The sequence below is a fragment of the Paenibacillus sp. SSG-1 genome, from assembly GCF_002224835.1.
GTDB classification, from domain to species: domain Bacteria; phylum Bacillota; class Bacilli; order Paenibacillales; family Paenibacillaceae; genus Paenibacillus_AQ; species Paenibacillus_AQ favisporus.
In genome coordinates this window covers 7,499,244-7,521,876 of record NZ_MBRK01000001.1, presented here as the reverse complement: position 1 = coordinate 7,521,876, position 22,633 = coordinate 7,499,244, and the positions used below count along the sequence as shown (strand labels likewise).

The window sequence follows — 22,633 nt, the reverse complement described above, 5'->3', positions numbered from 1 at the left end:
ATTATGCATAGGCTCTGATCTCATACACACCGATCCGTTTCGCTCCATTCGTTCGGTGGAACACAAGCTTAAGTTCATTTGTCGTAATCACATCAAATGTCAACTTGTTGACTCTTTGGTGATTTCCTGTAACCTGGACAATTTCTTCAAAGCCATTTTTCCCTTTCGCATACACTGTATAGTCTCGAATCAGAGTCGGGAACACTGTAAAATCGTGATAAATCTCAAGATTGTCGTAATGAAAATTCAAATTGGAGTCAAATACGATTTGCAGCTTGCTCAGCTTTTTCTCGCCATCAAAACGTACATGCACGGTTTCCTCGCCAGTCGTAACAGCAGACAGCCACAAATTCGGCAACCCGTGGTTCCGGGCGTATCCATTGTTCAAATTTTCAGCGCCATAAATATCTTGCTCAGGTCCAAGCAGGAAGCACGGCAGTCCACTATCTCTACTCCACATTTCCTTCTTTACTTCCAACGTATTAATATCGCAAAATGTCGTTCGTCTATTCAATAATATTTTTTTCAAGAAAAACAAGCCATTGATATCATCATTACTTAGACCCAGTTGGAGCGCATCATTGACCTCGAACTCAATAAACAGCTTTCCAGACTCTGTTTTGCAAGGTACTGGTAATTGAACCCAGTTAAAATTGTTGCCTGCCGAAATCGCTACAGACCCCTCGAATAACTTTTGCTGTGGTCCATAGTTTTGTTGCTTGGCTGCAGTGTACACAGTGTAACGCAAGCTAGTATCCGTCTCACTATGAAGACGCAGAGCTATATACTCAAGCGAATCCTTGACCGGAACAATCAATGCGAGACTTTCTTGCAATGTCACAGCGCGATCCATGTTCTCTAAACTGCAGCGTTGCACTGAGCTTGCTGAAAAACGTGCTGTTCGGCATACATCCTCTGGGTCTTCATTTTTCTTGCCAATAATATACTGGTCATTTTTCAAAAGCAATTGTTGAAGCTCATGCATGTGGTGCTCATAAATATCTCTTGGTTGAACTTGATATTTTTTGCAAAGATAAGCCGCAGCCGCACACGATTGGCCAAGCACCGCCAAGGTTGCCATGACCCGCGTTGAGCCAAAAGCAACATGGGAAGTGGACATACAACGGCTGGCTACGAACAGATTGTTGACATTTTTCGAATAACAGCTCCGATATGGGATCGGATATACACCCTGCAGCACGAAATGTCTAGTTGTCATGTCCTTGGAGAAAAAGCCTTCGATTGCATGAAGATCAATCGACCATCCGCCATAGCCGATGGCATCCTCAAAATCATGCTGCTCCACGACATCTTGTTCTGTCAGGATGTAATCGCCAATCAATCTTCTTGATTCCCGCTTGCCCGGAATGCTGCTGACATATTCCAGATCGAACGTGTCAGAGTCATAGTTGCCGCTATTTTTGATATGATTCCAAATGCCGTAAACGAGTTCTCTATGGTTTTGCATCACTTCCTCACTTTGCTCGATTTGATCCTTGCCATGTCCAATTTCATAAAACCATTGCATGCGATATCCTTCATATCGCGTACTGTTTGGATTTCTTTCCGGTATTTCCCGATGCTGCAGCGCTTCTTCCACCTTCAGGCTCTTGGCAAACTCGGGCATCACAAACCGCGCTTTGCGACCAGTATCCTTGGTATACCAAGACAATGTACTAAGCAAAACATGATCGTCTGCTTCATCCGGCGCGATGCGCTCTCCGAACTCCGACTTTGCTTCCCGTCCAGTTCGATATTCCGCTCCCGCCAAATAGCCCACAGTCCCGTCCCCCGTATCATCGAGAAAATAAGGACTATAAAAATCAAATCGTTTTTCAGACCCGGATTGCGAGCCTGATACATACACGATTTTGCCTTCTCCATCGGTTTCGACCTTATCGATATTCGTGTTCAGATACAAATCAATATTTTTTTCCTTCATGACAAAATCGAGTAGTATCGTTTCCCATAAATAGGCGTTGCCTTGCGGATTTCGATATAAATTTTCCAAGCGAAGCTCTTCCATAATGCCTGATTCTCTGGCGTAGAAATTAAATTCCTGCGCGCCATCTGCTCCTGCAACGTTAATTCGATTCTCAGGACTTGCGTTGCCTCCGAGATAACCACGGTTATTAATGAGCGCAACTTTCAAACCTAGTCGGGCAGCCTGCACAGCAGCACAAACCCCGGGCATTCCTCCGCCTATAATTGTCAGATCATACTTGACCACCGTTTTCTTGAACTCCATAATATTTCTTCCTTTCAATTTTATCGAAAATACCTTCTTGTCTTATATCAATAAGATATCCTTTACAAAAGACTTATGAAATACATATAAATGCAAAATACATATCTTATTTCAACTATTTTGGTATACTGTTTATAAGATGGGAAAAATGGAGTGTTGTTCATGGAGCATCAAATTTTTATCAATCGAAATGAGCTTCCTACGCTGCTTACAATCGGGATTTTTGAAACAAAACAGCCTTGGTATCATGTGGATCGCATATTGAACATCAACACGATGATTTTTGTGTTACAAGGGAAGGTTGAAATATGTGAGGAGGATATCGACTATACTGTAACGAAAAACCAGATTTTTTTTCTCAAAAATGGATGTCATCAATGGGGGAAAAAAGTAACGCCACCTGGATCAAAATGGTTCTGGGTTTCCTTTGCTCCCTCTGAGTTCAAGCACTCAGAGAACCAGCTTTTTCTCCCTAAGCATGTAACAGTCGCTGCACCTGAACAATTGACACATACCTTAAATAAAATGCACCGGATCTATCAGTCCGCAGAACCTTTATATCAAGAACGAATCAATGGACACTTGTACGGACTTCTTTGTGATCTAATGTACCAGCACCTGAGTGCCAATATCGAACATCGTTCGAATATGATCGTCACCAGCATCGTCCGTTGTCTGCAGTCCCAGCTGGATCGTCCCTTCGACAGCCAAGCCATTGCAGATGAACTCAATATGAACTATACGTACTTGGGACGATTGTTTAAATCCACAACAGGCACAACAATCAACCAATATTACAAAAAATTGAAGGTACAAAAAGCCATCGAACTCATGCAATCAGATTCACTGAATATTTCACAGATCAGCGAAATGCTTCAATACCCGAATCCTTATTATTTCAGTCGGGTGTTCAAGCAAGTAACAGGACTCTCTCCCAAAGAATACAGACAGCAGCTTTATCGATAATGATCTGAGATCCAGCTTCGCCGCAACTTCGGAACAAAATGCCCGGTTGCCAAATAGAGTAGACCTATGCACGTTTCAGCACGACTTTTTCCATTAGGCAGCTGTGATCGATTCGGTCGAAGAACTTCTCCATGTCGATGTCTACCACGATTCGATAGTTTTCTTGCATGAAGATCCTTGCTTTCCACAAAAAACCGTCAGGATGTGAATTCCCGACGGTATTCTATCAGTTAACTTCTCATTCATAGCATACTTACAAAAACATAAGTAGCCTAGCAATTACTTGTGCACTTTCCGCTCTAGTAGTTTCGTCGAGCGGGGCAAACAGATTATTCGTTCGACCTCGCAACAATCCAAGCTCAATGGCAGCAGCGATGGATGGCTTTGTCCATTCGTTAATTTGGTCCATATCTGCAAAGCTGAACTCCAGATTTTCTGTTGAGACTCCTGTCGAATGTGCAACTTCATAAGCACGAATGATCATAACAGCCATCTCCTGTCTCGTGATGGCGGCATTTGGCATAAAAATTCCATCATTTTTACCATGAACAATGCCTGTTGCATAGGCTGCTGCAACTTCATCTGCAAACCAATCTGTTTCACTGACATCTTGGAATGGAGACGATGATGCTGTATACTGTACGGATAAACCTAACATACGGACAAGCATTGCTGCAAATTCCGCTCGTGTCACGCTACGATGTGGCTCATATTTGTCATCTTCAACTCCGATAATGATATGCTTAGCTGTCACACTCTGAATTGCATCTGCAGCCCAGTATGTTTCACTTACGTCTGTGTATACTTTTTTGTACTCCAAACCTACATATTTGCCTAAACGGTTGACTTTAGCCACCAATTTCCCATCGATGATCTCTCCTCCAACGTACTCCAAGGTACCATCTTCACCAACAAAGTACATCCCCAGTAAATTCGAGTCTGCTTTCGGGGAAACCACCAACTCAATGCGTATCGGTTCTTCGATAGTTGCTGATGAGATCAAATCTCCTTTCTGATCGTTTAGAGATAAAGAAAAATGATATATCCCTGTCACGGGGTTCAGGTTAACATGATTCTTTTTTGAAGCATTTGTTAAGAGCGTTCTCTTCTCTGCTTCATCCATCGGTTTGAATTCAAATGTGATGCCCGCATTAATAAGCATGTCTTCTGTTGCCTTCAATTTTAACGATTCAAGCACATTCGCTGGTATGATCACCTTAAAGCTTTCATTTGTCAATTGCAGCATGTTTGTTCCATTTATTTCTTTAGCGTTTGCTGGTAATATCAATTTATTCTTTCCTTTATCGACTGAAACTTCAATCTTTCCCTCATTCACTACAGGCTTATTGACAACCTCCACTTCAGAAGAATTTGAAGTATCTGCGCCAGGTTCATGCCCGTGGTTTGTCCGAGGAAGCGCTTTGATTTCTAGCAGCATTACACCTTCAGGGTCCAATGAAAACGAATTGCCCATCCGCTTTCCAGTCAACAAATCAGTAACTGTTATATTCATGCCATTAACCATCGACACATCAAGAGTTGCCTGATTTTTCCCAAGATTCAAAATAGTCATGACATAACGATTCTCTCCGTTCGGGACAACGCGCCACATCGCTCCCTTCTTCGTGTTCCCATTCGTTTCTGTGACAACAACAGGAGGCATATGCCCATTGGCAGACACGATCCCGAACGCGCTCGTTGCCATGCTTTGCACATCATGGTCTGCTTTCACAATCAATGTACCATTGCTTGCCTTCAGTGACGCTGCACGTGGTTGTTTATACTCATTGAACTTCAAGCTGGCGTTATCGATAATCACTGTCCCACCCTGATCAAGGTAATCCTGCAAAACGTCAAATTCTTCGTCAGTTACCTCCTGCGTCTCGTAAACAACGATGACATCCCAATCAGAATTTGGCTGTTTCTTTATTATATTCTTTGTTGCAAAACCAATCGGAACTCCGTCAAAGTACATTGACTCATACAAGTCGAATAAATCATCCATGTAATGTTCATCATTGATCGCCGACGTTTCAGAGTAGAATATCCGAATCGGCTTTTTCTGAGTTTGAAACTTCACAATTTCCTCAGAGAATGCATTCAAGTCCATCATCGTCTTGCTCAATTCATTAGCTACGCGAGGCTGCTGGGCAACGGAACCCGGATAAGATTCCAACAATCCTTGCACGCTGGTGGTCATCAAGCGATTCTCGATGGAACCATCGGGATTTCTCCCCCAAAACCAGGTAAAACCTGCATCCATCCCTAGAATCGTTGCCAACCAATACGTTGACCGAACATATTCGGGCTTCATATATAAATCTCGATATGCCGTAGTGGAAAGAAAATGTACTTCCGAATTCACATGTGCTTTATCCGGGCTGACCGAATGCATGAAGTCATACGACATGCCAAGCTCTTTCCAATAATAGGCATAGTGATCGGCCCAATCCTCTGAAGATCCTGTTGCTCTGACATTCAGTTTGCGCGTTTTCGCATCATCACCAATGATTTCAACCATCTCGGTAAGTTTCTCAAAATCAATTCCATGCGTCCTGTTCCCTTCGGCAAACAAGTCCGGCATGATCTTGATATGTGTTTTCGCTCCCGGATCATTCAATTTCACCTGATCATGTAGGAAAGTCAGCCACTCTGTTCCTCTCTCCATATTGAACAGGCTTACATCGTATCCAATCGGCGTCCCTTTATACGATTTTTCCAGCGGTATGACCGTGGCGGCTGCCTCATTGAAGCTGGAGAAAGTCGTTCCCCAGATTGCATTCATCTGGCTTACCGTTCCATGACGTTCACTTAGCCATTGAGCAAACGCTTGAAGAGCGAGATCAGAAATCCCCTCCTGACCGTTAACCTTCTTGGGAACAGCCCAATGCCCTTTTTCAAGGAACCAGTGCGGCTCGTTCGCAAGTAAATACCCAAGCTCTGTATATGGCTTACCAGAAGTGATTGGACCTGTATTTCCCAACACTTTCTCCCAAATATTTCGAATTTCAGGATTATTGATATCATACTTCGTAAACGTCGTAATTCCGTCCCTCAATGTCTCACCATATTGTGCCACCGCCCAGTCTGGAGCAGGTTCGTGCCACAAAATCGTATAGCCCATGCTATTCGTCGGACGATTCATCAGACTGTCGTACTTGCCTAAAGTCGGTGTGCCGTTACTGTCAGAGATAAGACTCGGATTAAGCGATTCCGGATGATCAATATTGCCTAGGTAATGGTTGTATAGCATCTGATCGTCTGTTGGCACATCCAATGGCTTAGAGAAATAATCATGCAAAAATACTGGCTTACCATTGCTATAAAAATTGCTGCCCTGCAAAGAAATTCCGTTCCAATCCACAAGACGAACCGGCCTACGAACCATTGTACCGTTGATCACCTCTGTCAACTCGGCAATCGCCGTGTCGAGCATCGCAATGATTTCCATCCGCTCAAATTCAGGGAGCTCTTTGGCGAGTTCTTCAGCAGTTTTTCCACCAGGTCTATACCATGAAATGTTATCAAACATTTTTTGGTTCACACTAATATTCTGTTCATCCCAATCCGCATATTTATCAAATTCTTTTGCAAACCACAGCGCTCCCTTCTCCCGTTCCGCATCCAATTTTTTTGATTCCGCTTGTGAAATTAATGTTTCCAGTTCGCTGATCTTATACTGGATCATCGCTTTCAGTTCACTAGTAGACAATGCTCCATATTTCTTTATTGTCTTTTCCTCAATGGCTCCATGATTAACACTGATTTGTATGCTGGCCGTCTTGTTATCTGCAGTCGAAACAGTAACAACCGCATTGCCTTCATCCTTCGTGTTTACAAGTAAATTAATCCGACCATTTTGAACGGAAGCGGTTACGATAGTTTCATCAGAAGAAGTTACTGTTGTGCCTTCGATGCCAAGCTTCTCTTCCGTATTTAAGATGCTTGCGTCGATATAAGTCCCTTCTGATCGAACAGCTATCTCTTTAGGAATTGATCCGATGACTGTTAATACTGCACTAGCTCCTACCGTAAGCTCATTTGTTAAAGAAGTAATTAAAGACTTTAGCACAATTGCTGAACCTTTTGTAATTTCCATGCGGTTTTTGGCAAACAAAGTAACAGTTGAACCATCCTCAATCTTCAAGATACCTGTATTGCCTATCGTTTCGCCTTTCCCTTTAATATACAATGCGCTCCCTGGTTCAAATACTACAGAGCCAACCCCCGCTGCACCCACAATTCCATTGCCGATAATAAAACCCTCATCGCGAAAATCCTGAAGCTGTCCCTTAACAGTAATCTTAGCATTCACTGTCATTTGTGCGGTGAATCTCAGCCTCACATTTTCTGGAACAGTAATATTTCTCTTTATGGTAACAGGTTTGAATACTTCGATAACATCCAACGTAACACCATTGACTACTTCATCGCTTAATTGTCGAGCTACATCCTCCTCCCCTTCCTTAAAACTGTTGATGACAGAAAGCAATTGTTCAGCTGTCGTAATCTCAGCAACCGGTATCAAGCCTTGCTTCTTTGCAGCTATAAAATGATCCATAGCAGCTCCAAGATCGTCCAATGCCAAACCAAGCTCTTCTTCTGTTGCATCGGGACCGTTTTTGGTAGCCTTCGCCTGTTGAATTGCTAGCGCAAAAGTATCATGATCCAACTGTGTAACCCAATACATATCAGCATCAATGTCGGCTCCATCATTGCTCACTAATGTTGCATTAAGATTGGCTTCAGCCAATTTGATTGTCTCGCCTAGTTTTGTTTGATTGACTCCAACAGGAATATAAATGACTCCTTCACCGATTTTACTGGAATCAGCATGGAAAATTGCTCCAACGGCAACTGTTATCTTCTCAATCACCCCACTATTGATCTGCTTGGCAAGCGTTACCGATCCGGATGTAATCTCAGCATGATTGTTCTTGAACAGCGTCAAACTGGCGTCCGATCCCAGCTTGAAAATACCGTTTGGTCCAATAACTTCTGTACCTTGCTGATAGTAACTTCCCCCGGTATGAAAAACGAATGATCCCGAGCCTGTTTCTATCAAACCATCTGTCCTGTTCTCTGGAGTTCGACTGTCCTGCACCGTACCATATACTGTAATCGTTGCGTCTGTTTTGATATTTGCAAATGTTTGTAATTTCACACCACTCGGGATGATAAAGTCCCTGTTTATTTCGATGTCTTCATAAAGCAGTGCAGCATTCCCACTGATCATTACCTTGGAATCGTCTACAGTAATCGTTTTCAAAAATTCTGCTAAATCCGCTACAGTCTCAATCTCAACCGCTGCTTCATCATTTGTGCCATCTTGCATGGCGGCAAGAAAAACATCCGTCGCAGCTTCAAGCACATCAATGGCGTTATCTACGTCAGATTGTGTCGCTGCAGAATCATTCCTTACTTCTAACGCCAAAGATATCGCATGACTATAACTGTCCATGACATCCTGTGTAACCCATTTTTTGGAATTCGAAACATCTGAACTATCTACACTGACTTTGACAGATGCTTTGAAGTTATTCGCATCAGCAATCGCTTCGATTAAAGCTGTTTTATCAACCCCCGTATCGCCCCAATCTATTGGTACTTCCACTGTCCCGTTGATGTTGAAATTTGCTCCAGGAGCTACAATAATGCCTTTCAATATATCTGATGTAATGCTCTTTCCTGCTGGTACCGTAACTGTACCTGTTGTGATTTCTAATCGGTTGTTCGACAGCAATGTGACACTGGAGTCCGAGTCCAAAACAAACAATCCATTGGATCCTACTACCTCAATGCCTTGCTGAAAGTAGCTTCCATAAGTGTCAATCACAACAGTTCCTGTACCAGTGCCGACCAACCCATCAGCTCGGTATTCTGCTCCCCGACTGTCTTGAATTTTCCCTTGGACAATAATCGTTTCGTTAATATTCATCTTCACAAATTGTTGCAGCTTCACGCCGCTCGGAATAGTAAACGGTACATCTAGCGTCACAGGCGTGCTTACTTGAACGGTATTGCCACCGTCAGCCGTCTTTATCTTCGCAGCATCTCCCCCCGGGGTTATCTTCGTTCTCAAATAATCCGCCAATTGCTGTGCATCGGTAATTGTTGGTTCCTCTATGGCATCTACCGGAAAAGCCATCGAAGCAAGCAATACCACACACAATAGAGTTGATATAATTTTTTTCATTATGGTCCTCCTCTACTTATAGTCATTTGCACTTCCCTAAATTGTTCAACAATAATTTTTGATTCAGTAAATGTGCAATCAACTCCCATGTAAGCGCATTCAATTAAAGCTATAATGCAACAATTAACTGTCAATTCATTTAACAGAAATAGTGAACCAGAGGGATTCCTCTAATTCACTATCCAATGTATTGTTGATTACTTCCCTACATAAGAATCATAATATTTTTGATACAGTGCTTTATATTCATCAACTCTCAGCTTCTTTAACTGCTCAAGATGGTTGTTCCAGTCTTCATCTGTAAAACCATTCATTACAAATTTAGCGTAGGTGCTGGCGTAGTAGCCATTTTTACCGTTCAAGTCAAGATTGATTTCAGCCAGCTTTTCTGCGTCCTCCGTGCTCCAAAGCATATCATATATGAGTTCATCCGTTGTGTAAGGAAGATACATATTGTAATACGCTCTCTTTTCATCCGCTTGTTCATCAATCAAACGTTCAACCATCTCTTTCAACACGATGACAGTCGCACCATTACCCGGAGCTTCCGAATGCTTGAAATCGCCTGAATTCATGCCTTCGGGAATCTCTTGCTTGTCAAATGTGCCATCCTCATTTTCTTTCACTGTCACCCCAATTGGTCCAATCTCAAATTGGAAGCTTAGCAATTCATCATACATGGTGTCCATCCATTGCATAGTGATCTCTGGATATTTATTAACTGACGTAATGGCAAATGCACCCTTATTGAGCGCAACCGGCATGCGCAGCCATCCTTGTTCTCCATTCGCGCCCTTAAGCGGCATAACAGGCACGTAATCTTCATTCACATTCCCAAATACACTACGCTGTGAGTATCCGAAAAAGGCACCAACCGGTACATCTGCATTTCGAACCTTGGTCACGTAAGTATTCTCATCATGTGTGAATACTTCCGGATCAATAAGCCCTTCCTTGAATAATTTGCTCATATATTGCAGATATGCTTTATATTCCGGTTGCTCTGGAGCATATCTTACTTCTCCGTTATCGACATACAGATTGTTACGCGGATCATCCAACTTGATTCCGAATGACCCTGCCAAAGAATTCGCTCCATTGGCAGCATTGTTAAACTGGAAGGATAATGGAATTTCATCTTGTTGTCCGTTTCCATTTGGATCGTCTTCCTTAAACGCTTTTAGCGTCGTGTAAAATTCATCAATGGTGGTTGGAACCGACAATCCAAGATTATCGAGCCATTTCTTGTTGATAAACAGAACTGGTGCGATTTCGTTAAAATCCCGTTCTACAATAGTGGGAAGTGAGTAGATATGACCATCCGGAGCTGTAAGCATCTTTTTGAATTCAGGACGCTGTTCAAAAACTTTTTGCAAATTCGGTGCATATTGCTCAATCAACCCTTCCAACGGGATAATCGCCCCTTGACTACCTAATTTCACGATTTCTGCATCACTTAATACAGCTCTCCCATAAAACACATCCGGTAAATCTCCACTGGCAAGCAGGATATTCTTCTTCTCACCAAGATGCTCCCAGCTAACCTGAGTCCACTCTACATCGACATTGGTAAGCTCCTTCAACTCTTTAAACATTTGCAGCTCGTTATAATCCTTCTTCACCTGCGGTGCGGTATTCGCAAAAATCTCTAATTTTACAGGTTCTTGTAATGGAAACTGAATTCGATCTGCCGTATCCTTCTGCTGATCGTTCATTTCATTATTACTGGAGCTCCCCGGCCCGGTAGATTGATTACCATTGCCTGGTTCGTTGTTCCCCCCTCTTGAACATCCACTAACCAATAACGCTACAATGACCACCACATACACACATGAAAGCAACCATTTTCTTCTCACTTCTGTGACCTCCTTAAGAAATTTTTGATTTATTCATGAAAGTCCGGTTAACCTTTCACCGAACCAATCATGACACCCTTGACAAAATATCGTTGCAGGAATGGATACAAGACAAGAACAGGAAGACTTGAAACAACCACCATTCCGTACTTCACAAGACCTGCAACCTTCTGTTCCTCTACTGCATCGTTTGAATCATTAATCATATTCAGCTGCGCCTCACTAACAATCAAAATCTTGCGCAATATCACTTGCAACGGCTGAAGATTTACATCATTCAAGTAAATAAGTGCCTGAAAGTAGGAATTCCACATTGCAACTACGTTAAACAGCACCATAACAGCTATGATCGGCAAAGAAAGTGGTAGAACCATTTTCGTAAAAAATTTAATATTACCACACCCATCCATCATCGCCGCCTCCAGCATCTCTTTGGGTATCGTACTCTGGAAAAAAGTTTTGACAATGATCAATTGATAGACACTCACTGCACCAGGAACAATCATCGCCCACACAGTATTAACCATCCCAAGGTTTTTGACCAACAAATAGGTCGGAATCAATCCACCGTTAAAAAACATCGTAAACAAAATCAAAATCATAAAAAGACCTGATAGCGGCAAATCCTTCCGTGAAAGAGCATAGCCCCCTGTGATAATAAGACTAACTCGAAATATTGTGCCAAACACTGCATAGAACACCGTATTATAGTACCCTCTCCATATCTCATCATCGCTCAAAATGCGCTCATAGCCTATCCATGTAATGTCCTGGGGCCAAAATCGGATTTGTCCTGCATTCACTAGGTCCGGATCGCTGATAGAAGCAATGATAATAAAGTACAAAGGGTACATAACAATAAACAAAACCCCACAGAAAAATATGACATTCATCACATCAAATAATTTATCCGATTTACTTTTACTCAAAGTATCCATGTGCTGTCCCCCTACCACAGACTTGTTTGCGAGAAACGCTTGGCAATAAAATTCACACTGACTAGCAAGATACAATTGATAACTGAATTAAACATGCCAATTGCTGCAGAATAGCTATACTGTGCATTTAACAGCCCACTCTTGTAGACATAAGTCTGAATAATTTCAGCTGTAGAAATATTCAATGGATTCTGCATCAAATACACCTTCTCAAAACCAACTGACATAAAATTGCCGATACTCAGAATAAGCAATACAATCACTGTCTGCATAATTCCTGGCAAATCTATATGCCAAATTCGCTTTATTTTACTTGCTCCATCTACAACAGCCGATTCATGCAACTCTGGATTAATTGATGTGAGTGCTGCCAAATATATAATCGTTCCCCAACCTGCATTTTGCCAGACACCGGACCAAACAAAGATGGAGGTAAACCATTCCGCTTTGGCCATGAAATATATACTATGAAATCCCAATCCCTCTAATAGTTGGTTTATAATACCATTTCTTGGATTCGTAAATAAGTAAAGCATACCCACAATGACGACTGTGGAAATAAAATGTGGTGCGTAGGTGACAGTTTGTACAATCCTTTTAAACTTCCGGCTTGTAAGCTGATTGATCAGCAATGCCAATATAATTGGTATTGGAAAAAGAACTAGCTCGTAAATACTAATCGTTATAGTATTAAGTAATATTTCCCAGAATTTGTAATTTTCTATAAAACGCTGAAAATTATCAAATCCAACCCAGGGACTATCCAATATTCCTTTGAACGGCAAAAAGTTTTTGAACGCAATTTGTAAACCATAAATCGGACCATATTCGAAAATTGCAAAATAAAGAAGCGTCGGCAGAAGCAATAAGTATAAATCATAATATCGTTTCCATCTTGCTAGCAATTTCTTCCCCTCCAGTCTTATCTTCTAAACTTGTTGTTGAACTGTACTCTCCACAAGCTCTCCAATTCTTAAGCGCTTTCAGAATGTCGCATGCATCGTAATCTTAGCAACTCATTTCCTTGCTTGCAATCGGTGAAATTCGGAATCATATGCGGAAAAAATAAAGCCTAAAATCCCTGCCGTATCAAGGGATTTCAGGCTTTATTGACTTTTATCATAAAGAAGTGAGAGGCTTCAGTCCAAGACATTTTCGTCAGCTTAACGAGTTTTCTATGCCATGTCGACCAGAGTCCCTTGTCCTTTGCAGACGCAGATTGAATCGGGATTTAATTCACTTCGCATAGACAGCTGAATCGAAATATTTCTCAATCTATTTATCTTGAATCGCCTTATCGCCGCGTTCTTTGATGTTTTGAATCGTGGATTCCAGATCTTGCTCTTTGACCAGATATTTTTCAACTTCTTCGGTAATAACCTTCTCATATTGGACATTGTTTGGTCCCATTACTTTTTCACCTACAAACTCAGCTTCTGGACTTGTGAAAATATATTTGAGATGGTCTACCGTAATATCATCATCTGCCAACAACTCACCAAATTGATTAAACAAGTTGTCTTGTGCAACCGTACGGTTGGCTGATTCTGAAGATACCGCATATTTAGCTGAAAGTCTGCTCAAATCAATGGCAATTTCCAAAGCAAGCTCCGGATCTGCAGAAGTAGGGGAAATACCAAAACCGTTCACGATTCCCCACGTTTTCATCTTCTCACCACTGTCCACTGGCATTGGAGCAACGCCGATTTTCCAGTCACGAGGGAAATTATCCTTGTCAGCCGCCCATGGCAACACCCAACCACCTTGAATATTCATACCGTATTGACCATTCATAAACGCTGGAGGATCAATTTTTGAAGTTGCAGTATTCGCATGGGTCGGCATACTTTTATCCACATGCATCATGTTGTAGACGCGTTCCAATCCTCTTGCGAAGGCCGGTTGTTCGATATTGGACAATCCTTCCTCGTTATAGAAGTGTTCGCCGCCACCAAGTTCCATGATCGCATCGCCATACCAGAATGTTCCCCATGGCAGATAAAATGCGCCATACACTTTATCAGAGCCTTCACCGCTTGTCAGCTGTTTAGCCACTTCACGGTACTCATCCCAAGTCATCGGTACTTTATCATCTGGATACGGCACACCAGCCTGATCAAAAATATCTTTGTTGTAATAAAGCGCCCATCTGGTAATGTTATGTGGAACAATGAAAATTTCACCATTATTAGAAGCATTCTCTACGTATGGTCCAAATTCCTTATCGAAATCGACACCGATTTCCTTCGCGAGATCATCCAGCGGGACGATCGTGCCTGCATCAGCCCATTGCTGCTGAATCATCGGATTGGGAACAATCATAATATCGACCTGACTGCCACCAGCTATGGCAATCGGAACAGACGTAAGGTAATCTGCTTCCCTGCCATGAAATTCAAACTCTACATGACTATATTTGTCCAACGTTTGAATTTCTTTCATCGCTTCCTGCATTTTAATATCTTCATCAATGCCACTTAGATGAATAACCATCTTGATCGGTTCCTTCTTCTCGGACTGGTCATCTGTTTTTTGCCCACCTTGATTGCTCGCAGCTTTGTTATCGTTCTGACCTGCGTTGCCATCATTGACTGAATTATTGTTGCCACAAGCCGCCATGATGAACAGGAGCATTGACAACACCAAGAACAACGTCATGCCTCTTTTCATTTTCATTCTCCCCTTTTATCATATTTATCATTAAGCAGCTTTGCCCGCTTAATAACCACATCACATAGCGAAAATTACCCTTTCACGCCAGAGAGGGCGATCCCTTCAACAAAATGTCTCTGGGCAAACAAATACACAATGATAATCGGAACTAACGCCATTGTTGCACCAGCCATCTGTACAGCGAAGTTCGTAGAATACTCTCCCTTGAAACTGGCAATCCCTACACTCAGCACTTGATTGTTCACATCACTGATATAAATCAACGGGCTTAAATATTCGTTCCATCCCCACGTAAATGCCAAAATAAATAATGCGGTAATCTGTGACTTGGCTAGTGGCAACACAATCCGAAAAAAAGTACTATACTCATTACAACCATCGATTCTTGCTGCCTGAAGCAGATCATTAGGAATGGATGTGAAAAATTGACGCATCAAGAAGATAGAAAAAGCATTAAACATCCATGGTAATGCGACACTTATCACATTATTGATCAGACCGAGTGACTTAAAGATCATAAACTGTGGAATGATCCGCACTTCGACTGGTATCATCATCGTAGCGATAAATATCATAAAAATTACATCTTTCCCTTTAAACTCCAGCTTTGCAAATGCATATCCGGCAATGGTGCTTACAGATAAAACGAGACAAACAATATACAAGGTAACCAAGGCCGTATTCATATACCAATTCAGAAATGGAAATTCTGTCATCGCCGTGATATAATTGCTTACATTAATCTTGGAGGGTATCCATTCAATTGGCATTTTGAACACTTCACTTTCGTACTTTAGCGAAGCTGACATCATCCAAGCCAATGGAAAAACCATCAAGACACCAAACACAGCTAACATTAACGTTAAAATGAGCATGGAAAGCCCTTCCCTGCGAATATTCATGACCTTCCCTCCCTACACATATTTCACCCAGTATTTTTGCCCAATCCACTGAAGCATCGTAATGATGACAACCATAATGAAGAACAACCAAGATACCGCTGAAGCATAGCCCATATTGTATTGTTTGAATGCGGTATCATAAATATGAAAGACCATAGTCACCGTTGAAGTACCCGGTCCGCCATTAGTCATCACCATTACTTCAGCGAAAATCTGGAATGAAGAAATCACAGAAGTAATCACCAGGAAAAATGTAGTAGGTGAAATCATGGGCACGGTGATCTTGAAAAACTGTTGCAGTTTATTGGCGCCGTCGATGGATGCCGCCTCATAATAAGTGCGGGAAATCCCTTGTAGCCCAGCCAAAAAGATCACGATACAGTAGCCAACATTTTTCCAGATCCAGAATAATGCAATCGTAGGCAAGGCCCATTTCACGCTAGTTGACCATCCAGGTACTGGATCGACACCAAGGGATTGCAATAATGCATTGACTGGTCCAAATTCGGGATGAAAGATAGCCGAAAAAACTAAAGCTGCTGCAGTAATTGTCGTGATATACGGCACAAAGTACATCGCTCTCAGCACACCTCTACCCATGATTTTCGTATTGAGCAAAGAAGCGATTACCAAAGCCAGAAACAATAAAATTGGGACTGCCATGATCACAATCAAGATGTTGTTGACAAAACCTATTCGAAAATATTCATTATCAAAAGCCTCTTTATAATTTTCAAGACCAATAAATGTAGATCCTTCAGCCCCTTTGAACATGTTCCAATCCATGAAGCTTATATATAAAGAGTTAAACAGTGGATAAGCCATAAATAACATGAATCCGATTAATGCAGGCAAAATAAAGGAATACCCGACCAAATTGTCTCTAAGCGTGATCTTTCTTTTTGTTTTCATATTCTCCTCCCTTTTTTCTTCAACAAGAGCTTAAATCTCCGGTGTACCGATGTTCCAATGAATATTTGATTTAGTAATCACACGATACATATGATTAACAATGTCGCGATAGCCTTCCAGCTTATACTTCTCGTAAGCTTAATGGTCCCAGACATTTTTCCTCCGGATCGTGATTCAAGCCATATTATTCACCATATTCATTATTTATATAATGAACCGTTTTGACTCCGCATCGAATCTCCCCGTTAATATACCTTGCTTTCATATTTTCGCTGGAATTGGATCCTGCGCCGCTTCCAGATAAGTTTCAACACTATCGATATCGTTGACTTCATCGGCACCTGAAACCCTTTACAGCATTTGATCGGCGGTTGCACAAACATCTGCATACACATGCCTTGTATGGAACGAACATTCGACAACATTTGCTGTTGCTGTCATCATCATTCCTAGTCGCGCCTTAAAAACCGTTAATATTATGTTTGCACCTCCTATTTAACTATATATATAACAATGTTTTGTATTTAAACAATAAACGACAGCGCTTACATTGTCAATTGTTTTTATACAATACTATATATATAATAATTGACTATATTTAAAATCGGATGTATGTTTAATGTAATACTATTTAAATAAGGAGTGATTCACTTGCAAACAAACAAACGACCACACGTTTTTTTTCTAATGTGCGATGAGCTCAGAGCAGACAGTCTTGGTTATATGGGAAACTCCATTGTGAAAACCCCTCATCTTGACAACCTGTCTAAAGATGCCGTCATATTTGAGAACGCCTATACCAATTGCCCGATGTGCGTACCTGCCAGAGCAAGCATGATGACAGGCAGAAATCCGATCAGCAATGGTGTTTTGGATAATGCGATGCTTATGATTGACGATGAAAAGCCTCTCCCTGATTTACTTCGCCAAAACGGTTATACAACAACGCTCTTTGGTAAGCTTCATGTTCATCGCTCCGCTGAAGAAATTGGGTTCGAGGAATTTCAAAGTGGATATGGCGATCCTTATACAAGTTTTCTCGGCATTAAAGATCCCGAAATGCGAAAAAAGTCCAGCTACAAAAAAAATGAAGGCGATATTCCTTTAGTCATCCACGGAGAAAGCCCGACCCATCCCGATCAAACACCATGCTCCCGCTTAACAGAAGATTATATTCGTCGCATATCAGAAATTCCGGGAAGTGATAAACCGATATTCCATCATCTATCCTTGCATGACCCACATACACCATACATGCCAACAAAACCATACTCTGAAATGTATGATCCAGCACAAATGCCGCTTCCGCCAAACGCAGGCAGATCACTCGATGATAAACCGATCACCCATCGGTATTTTCACAAAGTGCGTGGCTTTGACAAACTGACCGAAGAAGATTACCGTAAAAGCTTAGCCAGCTATTATGGATTGGTCACCCATGTTGATGATCGCATTGGAAAAGTGATCGCCAGATTGAAGGAACTGGAGCTTTATGATGACTCCTTGATTATCTTCACCTCAGATCATGGCTCGATGATGGGGGAGCATGGTTTCGTGGAGAAATGGGGACACATGTATGAGCCTGTCGTTCGAATTCCGTTATTAGTAAAGCTGCCACAAAATGTAAACGGCGGCATGCGACTCGATACGTTTGCAGAAATTATAGATATTCTGCCTACTATATTGGATGCTGCAGGAATTGCAGTACCGGAAGAAGTCCAGGGAAAAAGCTTGCTGCCCGTATGCCGCGGTGAATCGAAGGAGCATCGAACAGAAGCCCATAGCCAATACTTCTGTGGTTCTCTTCACAGAGAGCCAGCACTCATGATCCGCGATCACCAATGGAAGCTGACAATCTATCCGGAGCAAGAATCGATCCATGAGAAGCTTTATGGAGACCATTACTTGAAATACTCACCGTTCTTCGACCTGCCACTAGTAGAAGGAGAGCTTTACGATTTGCTCAGCGACCCTTACGAGCAGCATAATCTGTTCGATAATCCGAAGTATGCCGCTCAGAAGGAAGAAATGCTGTCCAAGCTTGAAAGTTGGAAGCAGAGTTTGGGAGCGCTTGCTGACTATCGCGGATTAAAGCAAGCGAATATGAATCAAGTCTATAAATTCATCCTCGATCAAGCTGACAATTGGAGTAAGGTTGCCGATACACTTCAAGCTGATGGGGGAATCACGCAATGTACGCGACAACAATAATAATATGGAAATAGGATGAAATGATGTAAAGGAGAAGGTCCAGCAAACGACTTTCTCCTTTTGTGCATCTCCTGACGTTGCTAAGCTTCTTGACATTTTATCCATTAATTTAATGTACCCCAAAAGCATACAAGTAACGCCTTGTTTTTTGATAATCCTCCATAAAAAATTAACTCCGAGTGTCCTACTTTCGTAGAACACTCGGAATTTTTGGTTTAGGTAGGTTTTGTCTCAGCCTCAATTTTAATTTTCCTAGCTTGTTCAATGCTCCTCATTAAACTTGCCAGATGCGCCTTGGCAATACTTCTTCGGTTTCGATCAAGCTATCCAACAGTTGCAGCTGCAGCTGAACACGCAATTCCGGAAACTTATCCCATAAGTTAATCAGCTCATCCGGATCTGTTTGATGATCGTACAACTCACCGTATTGGGCTGACGGAATGTAGCTCAACCTGTAGCGGTCGGTCACAATCGTTTTCATATGCCATTCTTCTGTTCCTTTATTGATGACCAACTCTTCTTTCTCAAGTTGAATGTTGAGATGATACGGTTCGTGCCGATGTTCAATCAGAGCATAATCCCTCACTTTGTCTTGTTCACCTGCCAAAACACTGCGCAACGACGTTCCTTGCACACCATATGGAATTTCTGCCCCTGCTGCATCAAGCAATGTCGGCATAACATCAATTAGACTGGCCACATTGGACACACGTCTGCCACTTACTGCCGTACCCGGCCACTTGATCATCAAAGGAATGCGCGTTAACCCTCTTGCATGGACCGCTCCCTTCAACCATAGTCCATGATCACCAAGCCACTCCCCATGATCAGAAGTAAATATGATAATCGTGTTGTCTGCCAGCCCCTCTTCCTCCAGTGTCTTCATCAAGCGACCAATACAATCATCGATCATACTAACGCAGCCATAATAATGCGCAATAATTTCCCGAACCTTCTCCTCACGAATATCCTTCCATTTTCCTCGATTCAAATAATATTGTACATGCTCTGGCGGTTCACTTCCCCACTCTCCATCACGACCCACAGGCAAGAGAATCTCCTGTGGGTCGTACATATCACAATATGGTCTTGGCGGATTAAACGGCTCATGCGGTTCCTGATATCCAATCCACGCATAGAACGGACGATCCTTGTTTTGTTTGATGAACTCGATCGCTTTGTTTGTCGTCCATGTGGACGAATGAATCTCCAGCGGCACAGCCGACTTCCAGCTACGATATACACCATCAGATGGCTCTCCATGAATGTCCTGATCAAAGAGAGGCACCTTGTCTGGATGCTGCTCATGAACCCATAAACCGTAATGGCCGCCCTTCATCCCGTAATCACCGTGTCCCATACTCATCTGTACATGATCAAATCCGTAATAAGGCCCCTCAAATTGCCGCCAGTACGCCCAGCATTCCTCTGGTGCAACACCATTATTGATTTGCACCGACTCCGGATTGACTTTGGGATCTCCTTTGTATGGCGTAAAGTGAGCTTTACCAATCAAACCTGTTGCGTACCCGGACTTACTTAATAAATGGGCAATGGTCTGCTCTTGCTGGCTTAGCGGGATCCCATTGCGATATAAACGGTGGGCGTGCATGTATCTGCCCGTAAGCAGTGTTGCACGTGAAGGCATACACAGCGGATGTGTACAGTGAGCATTTTCAAACAACGTACCCGATGCAGCCAGCTGATCCAGATTCGGCGTTCGTATCACTGTATTTCCATAACATCCTAACGAATCTGCCCGCTGTTGATCTGTATGAATAAATAAAATATTCGGTCTCTCTGTTTTGTTCATCTTATCATTTCCCCTCCTCCTATCTACCAATCTGCTACTGAGCCGTCATCGTCGTGGAACCATCGAGGGGAGCGCCAATTCCCTTCATACATCATGTCTTTCAACTGAATTTCATCCACTTCAATCCCTAGTCCTGGCTGATCTGACAGTTCAATATATCCTTCGTTGACCTCAAACGGCTTCTTCAAGTACCCCTCCCCTAATGTCACATGCTCCTGAGCCACGAAGTTGGCGGCATGAGCGGAAACCTGAAGACTGGCTGCCAGGTTGATCGGGCCTAACGGATTGTGCGGCGCAAAACCGGCATAATACACTTCCGCCATCGCTGCAATGCGTCTTCCCTCGGAAATGCCTCCGCAATGTGCAAGATCAGGCTGCACGATTGCCGCAGCTTGTTTTTCCAGTAATTCCCGAAATTCCCATTTCGTATATAAACGTTCGCCTGTTGCAATCGGAATGGATGTAGAACGAGCAACAGTTACCATCGCGTCCACATTTTCAGGCAAACAAGGCTCTTCAATAAACAATAGATCAAGCTTCTCAAACCGTTTGGCCAGTTGGATCGCAAATGTCGGACTAACCCTCCCATGGAAATCAATGGCAAAGTCGATATGCGGACCAATCGCCTCACGAATGGCTTCCATCCGTTCTACTTGAGCAGCAATAAATGCCGGACCTTCCACAAAACGCGGCTTGGCTTCTAAACCTGCTTTGACCATCGTGAATCCTTCTGCCACTGCCTGTTTGGCGCTTTGCACCGCTTCTTCCGTTGTATCCCCAATCACATGCTTATACATGCGTATGCGACTTCGCACGGAACCGCCAAGAAGTTGATAGACTGGCACGTTTAACGACTTGCCTAGTATGTCCCACAGTGCCTGATCCACACCGCTTATCGCGCTGCACAGAACAGGACCGCCCCGATAGAACAAACCTCGGTACATCGCTTGCCACAAAAATTCAATCCTTGTTGGATCCTCCCCGATTAAAAACTCCTTCAACTCTTGAAGCGCCGTCTCTACCGTACGAGACATTCCTTCCACAACGGCTTCTCCCCAACCGGTGATCCCTTCATCTGTTGCTATTTTTACAAAGGTGAATCTTGGCTTTACATGTAACACATTTACCGCTGTAATTTTCATCCTGCATTCATTCCTTTCCCATCATTAACCTTTCACTGCGTCGGAATGGTCCTCGTTAAAATATCTCTGGCAAAATAAGAAAACAATAATGATTGGCACTAATGTAATCATAGCACCCGCAGCCAGTGCAGTCCGATCAGAGGAATACTCTCCGAAAAAGGCATACATGCCAAGTTCAAACATTCTTAGTTCGGGAGCAGAAATGAGCAATACCAACAATACAACCGTTAAGATTACAATTGTAGTGTTCAGAAAAAACACATCAAACTTCGCCACGTTCTATGCAAGGATCACATTACCGAATGTAAACTCTTTGGGAATCAAATGTCGCCCATCAACAAATGCATTTCTGATTCAATACAGCATAGTCGGCTCGGTATTAAACTACAGTATTTTCCCTTGTAGTTGATGCGATTCTATCAATTACCGTTCGTTCCCTCTCAATTGCTCTCGACCCATGACAACGCTGAGCAGACGGACATATCGCACGCAAGTTGTCCTAGCGCATTTATGAGTTTTATCCATGGACTTTTTGAAGTTCTCCTCCAACACATTGGTTGTATCCGACATTTTCACATCACCTATTCCATTAAAAGTTATTTAATATTGCTTATAATGCGTGATATTTATGCTTCTGTATTTGAACTTTCAAGTCTAATAGTTGAATTATTCCGACCTGAATATGATACGGTGACTGTGTCAGACAACATCGTCTATTCCTTCTACTTGAACCTTCCAATAAAAAGACATACTATAGAACTATTAATCCACTTTAG

Annotated in this window: 13 protein-coding genes; 2 read left to right on the top strand and 11 right to left on the bottom strand. The window is 42.4% G+C overall.

Annotated elements, in window-relative coordinates; genetic code table 11:
• Window position 1: 1 nt before the first annotated feature.
• Window positions 2–2,248 carry an FAD-dependent oxidoreductase gene (locus BCV73_RS34440; protein ID WP_009226392.1) on the bottom strand — a complete coding sequence of 749 codons (2,247 nt, stop codon included), beginning with the start codon at window positions 2,246–2,248 and terminating at the stop codon, window positions 2–4.
• A gap of 162 nt (window positions 2,249–2,410) precedes the next feature.
• On the opposite strand from BCV73_RS34440, the gene BCV73_RS34435 reads away from it, so the two are divergent.
• Window positions 2,411–3,214, top strand: coding sequence for an AraC family transcriptional regulator (locus tag BCV73_RS34435; RefSeq protein ID WP_009226391.1), 804 nt, complete (start codon window positions 2,411–2,413; stop codon window positions 3,212–3,214).
• Between the two features lie 253 nt (window positions 3,215–3,467).
• Here BCV73_RS34435 and BCV73_RS34430 read toward each other — a convergent pair whose 3' ends face one another.
• The 7 genes from BCV73_RS34430 to BCV73_RS34400 all read right to left on the bottom strand — a co-directional run bounded on the left by BCV73_RS34430 (window position 3,468) and on the right by BCV73_RS34400 (window position 16,691).
• On the bottom strand, window positions 3,468–9,410 hold the full coding sequence (locus BCV73_RS34430) for an S-layer homology domain-containing protein (protein WP_089550030.1): 5,943 nt from the start codon (window positions 9,408–9,410) through the stop codon (window positions 3,468–3,470).
• A gap of 197 nt (window positions 9,411–9,607) precedes the next feature.
• On the bottom strand, window positions 9,608–11,266 hold the full coding sequence (locus BCV73_RS34425; RefSeq protein ID WP_089550029.1) for an extracellular solute-binding protein: 1,659 nt from the start codon (window positions 11,264–11,266) through the stop codon (window positions 9,608–9,610).
• Between the two features lie 47 nt (window positions 11,267–11,313).
• Window positions 11,314–12,204, bottom strand: coding sequence for a carbohydrate ABC transporter permease (locus tag BCV73_RS34420; protein ID WP_009226388.1), 891 nt, complete (start codon window positions 12,202–12,204; stop codon window positions 11,314–11,316).
• Between the two features lie 11 nt (window positions 12,205–12,215).
• Window positions 12,216–13,109 (bottom strand): ABC transporter permease, encoded by an 894-nt coding sequence (locus tag BCV73_RS34415; RefSeq protein ID WP_256993104.1) that lies wholly within the window; start codon window positions 13,107–13,109, stop codon window positions 12,216–12,218.
• 370 nt (window positions 13,110–13,479) lie between these two features.
• Window positions 13,480–14,880, bottom strand: a complete 1,401-nt coding sequence (locus BCV73_RS34410) for an ABC transporter substrate-binding protein (protein WP_083791528.1) — start codon at window positions 14,878–14,880, stop codon at window positions 13,480–13,482.
• Window positions 14,881–14,948: 68 nt separating this feature from the next.
• Complete coding sequence (locus BCV73_RS34405; protein ID WP_009226385.1) at window positions 14,949–15,779, bottom strand: carbohydrate ABC transporter permease; 831 nt, start codon at window positions 15,777–15,779, stop codon at window positions 14,949–14,951.
• 12 nt (window positions 15,780–15,791) lie between these two features.
• Entirely contained in the window at window positions 15,792–16,691 is a 900-nt protein-coding gene (locus BCV73_RS34400) for a carbohydrate ABC transporter permease (RefSeq protein ID WP_089550027.1), read from the bottom strand.
• Window positions 16,692–17,333: 642 nt separating this feature from the next.
• On the opposite strand from BCV73_RS34400, the gene BCV73_RS34395 reads away from it, so the two are divergent.
• Window positions 17,334–18,902 carry a sulfatase family protein gene (locus BCV73_RS34395; protein WP_009226383.1) on the top strand — a complete coding sequence of 523 codons (1,569 nt, stop codon included), beginning with the start codon at window positions 17,334–17,336 and terminating at the stop codon, window positions 18,900–18,902.
• A gap of 274 nt (window positions 18,903–19,176) precedes the next feature.
• On the opposite strand, the gene BCV73_RS34390 is transcribed toward BCV73_RS34395, so the two are convergent.
• From BCV73_RS34390 to BCV73_RS35550, 3 genes are read right to left on the bottom strand one after another with little or no spacing between them, the layout of a single operon-like run.
• Window positions 19,177–20,715 (bottom strand): sulfatase family protein, encoded by a 1,539-nt coding sequence (locus BCV73_RS34390; protein WP_089550026.1) that lies wholly within the window; start codon window positions 20,713–20,715, stop codon window positions 19,177–19,179.
• A gap of 23 nt (window positions 20,716–20,738) precedes the next feature.
• Complete coding sequence (dgoD, locus tag BCV73_RS34385; RefSeq protein ID WP_089550025.1) at window positions 20,739–21,857, bottom strand: galactonate dehydratase; 1,119 nt, start codon at window positions 21,855–21,857, stop codon at window positions 20,739–20,741.
• Window positions 21,858–21,881: 24 nt separating this feature from the next.
• On the bottom strand, window positions 21,882–22,133 hold the full coding sequence (locus tag BCV73_RS35550; protein ID WP_089550024.1) for a hypothetical protein: 252 nt from the start codon (window positions 22,131–22,133) through the stop codon (window positions 21,882–21,884).
• Window positions 22,134–22,633 lie beyond the last annotated feature (500 nt).

Coding starts and splice junctions, on each gene's coding strand:
- BCV73_RS34440 (WP_009226392.1), bottom strand. CDS start 2,248: ATGGAGTTCAAGAAAACGGTGGTCAAGTATGATCTGACAATTATAGGC.
- BCV73_RS34435 (WP_009226391.1), top strand. CDS start 2,411: ATGGAGCATCAAATTTTTATCAATCGAAATGAGCTTCCTACGCTGCTT.
- BCV73_RS34430 (WP_089550030.1), bottom strand. CDS start 9,410: ATGAAAAAAATTATATCAACTCTATTGTGTGTGGTATTGCTTGCTTCG.
- BCV73_RS34420 (WP_009226388.1), bottom strand. CDS start 12,204: ATGGATACTTTGAGTAAAAGTAAATCGGATAAATTATTTGATGTGATG.
- BCV73_RS34410 (WP_083791528.1), bottom strand. CDS start 14,880: ATGAAAATGAAAAGAGGCATGACGTTGTTCTTGGTGTTGTCAATGCTC.
- BCV73_RS34405 (WP_009226385.1), bottom strand. CDS start 15,779: ATGAATATTCGCAGGGAAGGGCTTTCCATGCTCATTTTAACGTTAATG.
- BCV73_RS34400 (WP_089550027.1), bottom strand. CDS start 16,691: ATGAAAACAAAAAGAAAGATCACGCTTAGAGACAATTTGGTCGGGTAT.
- BCV73_RS34390 (WP_089550026.1), bottom strand. CDS start 20,715: ATGAACAAAACAGAGAGACCGAATATTTTATTTATTCATACAGATCAA.
- dgoD (WP_089550025.1), bottom strand. CDS start 21,857: ATGAAAATTACAGCGGTAAATGTGTTACATGTAAAGCCAAGATTCACC.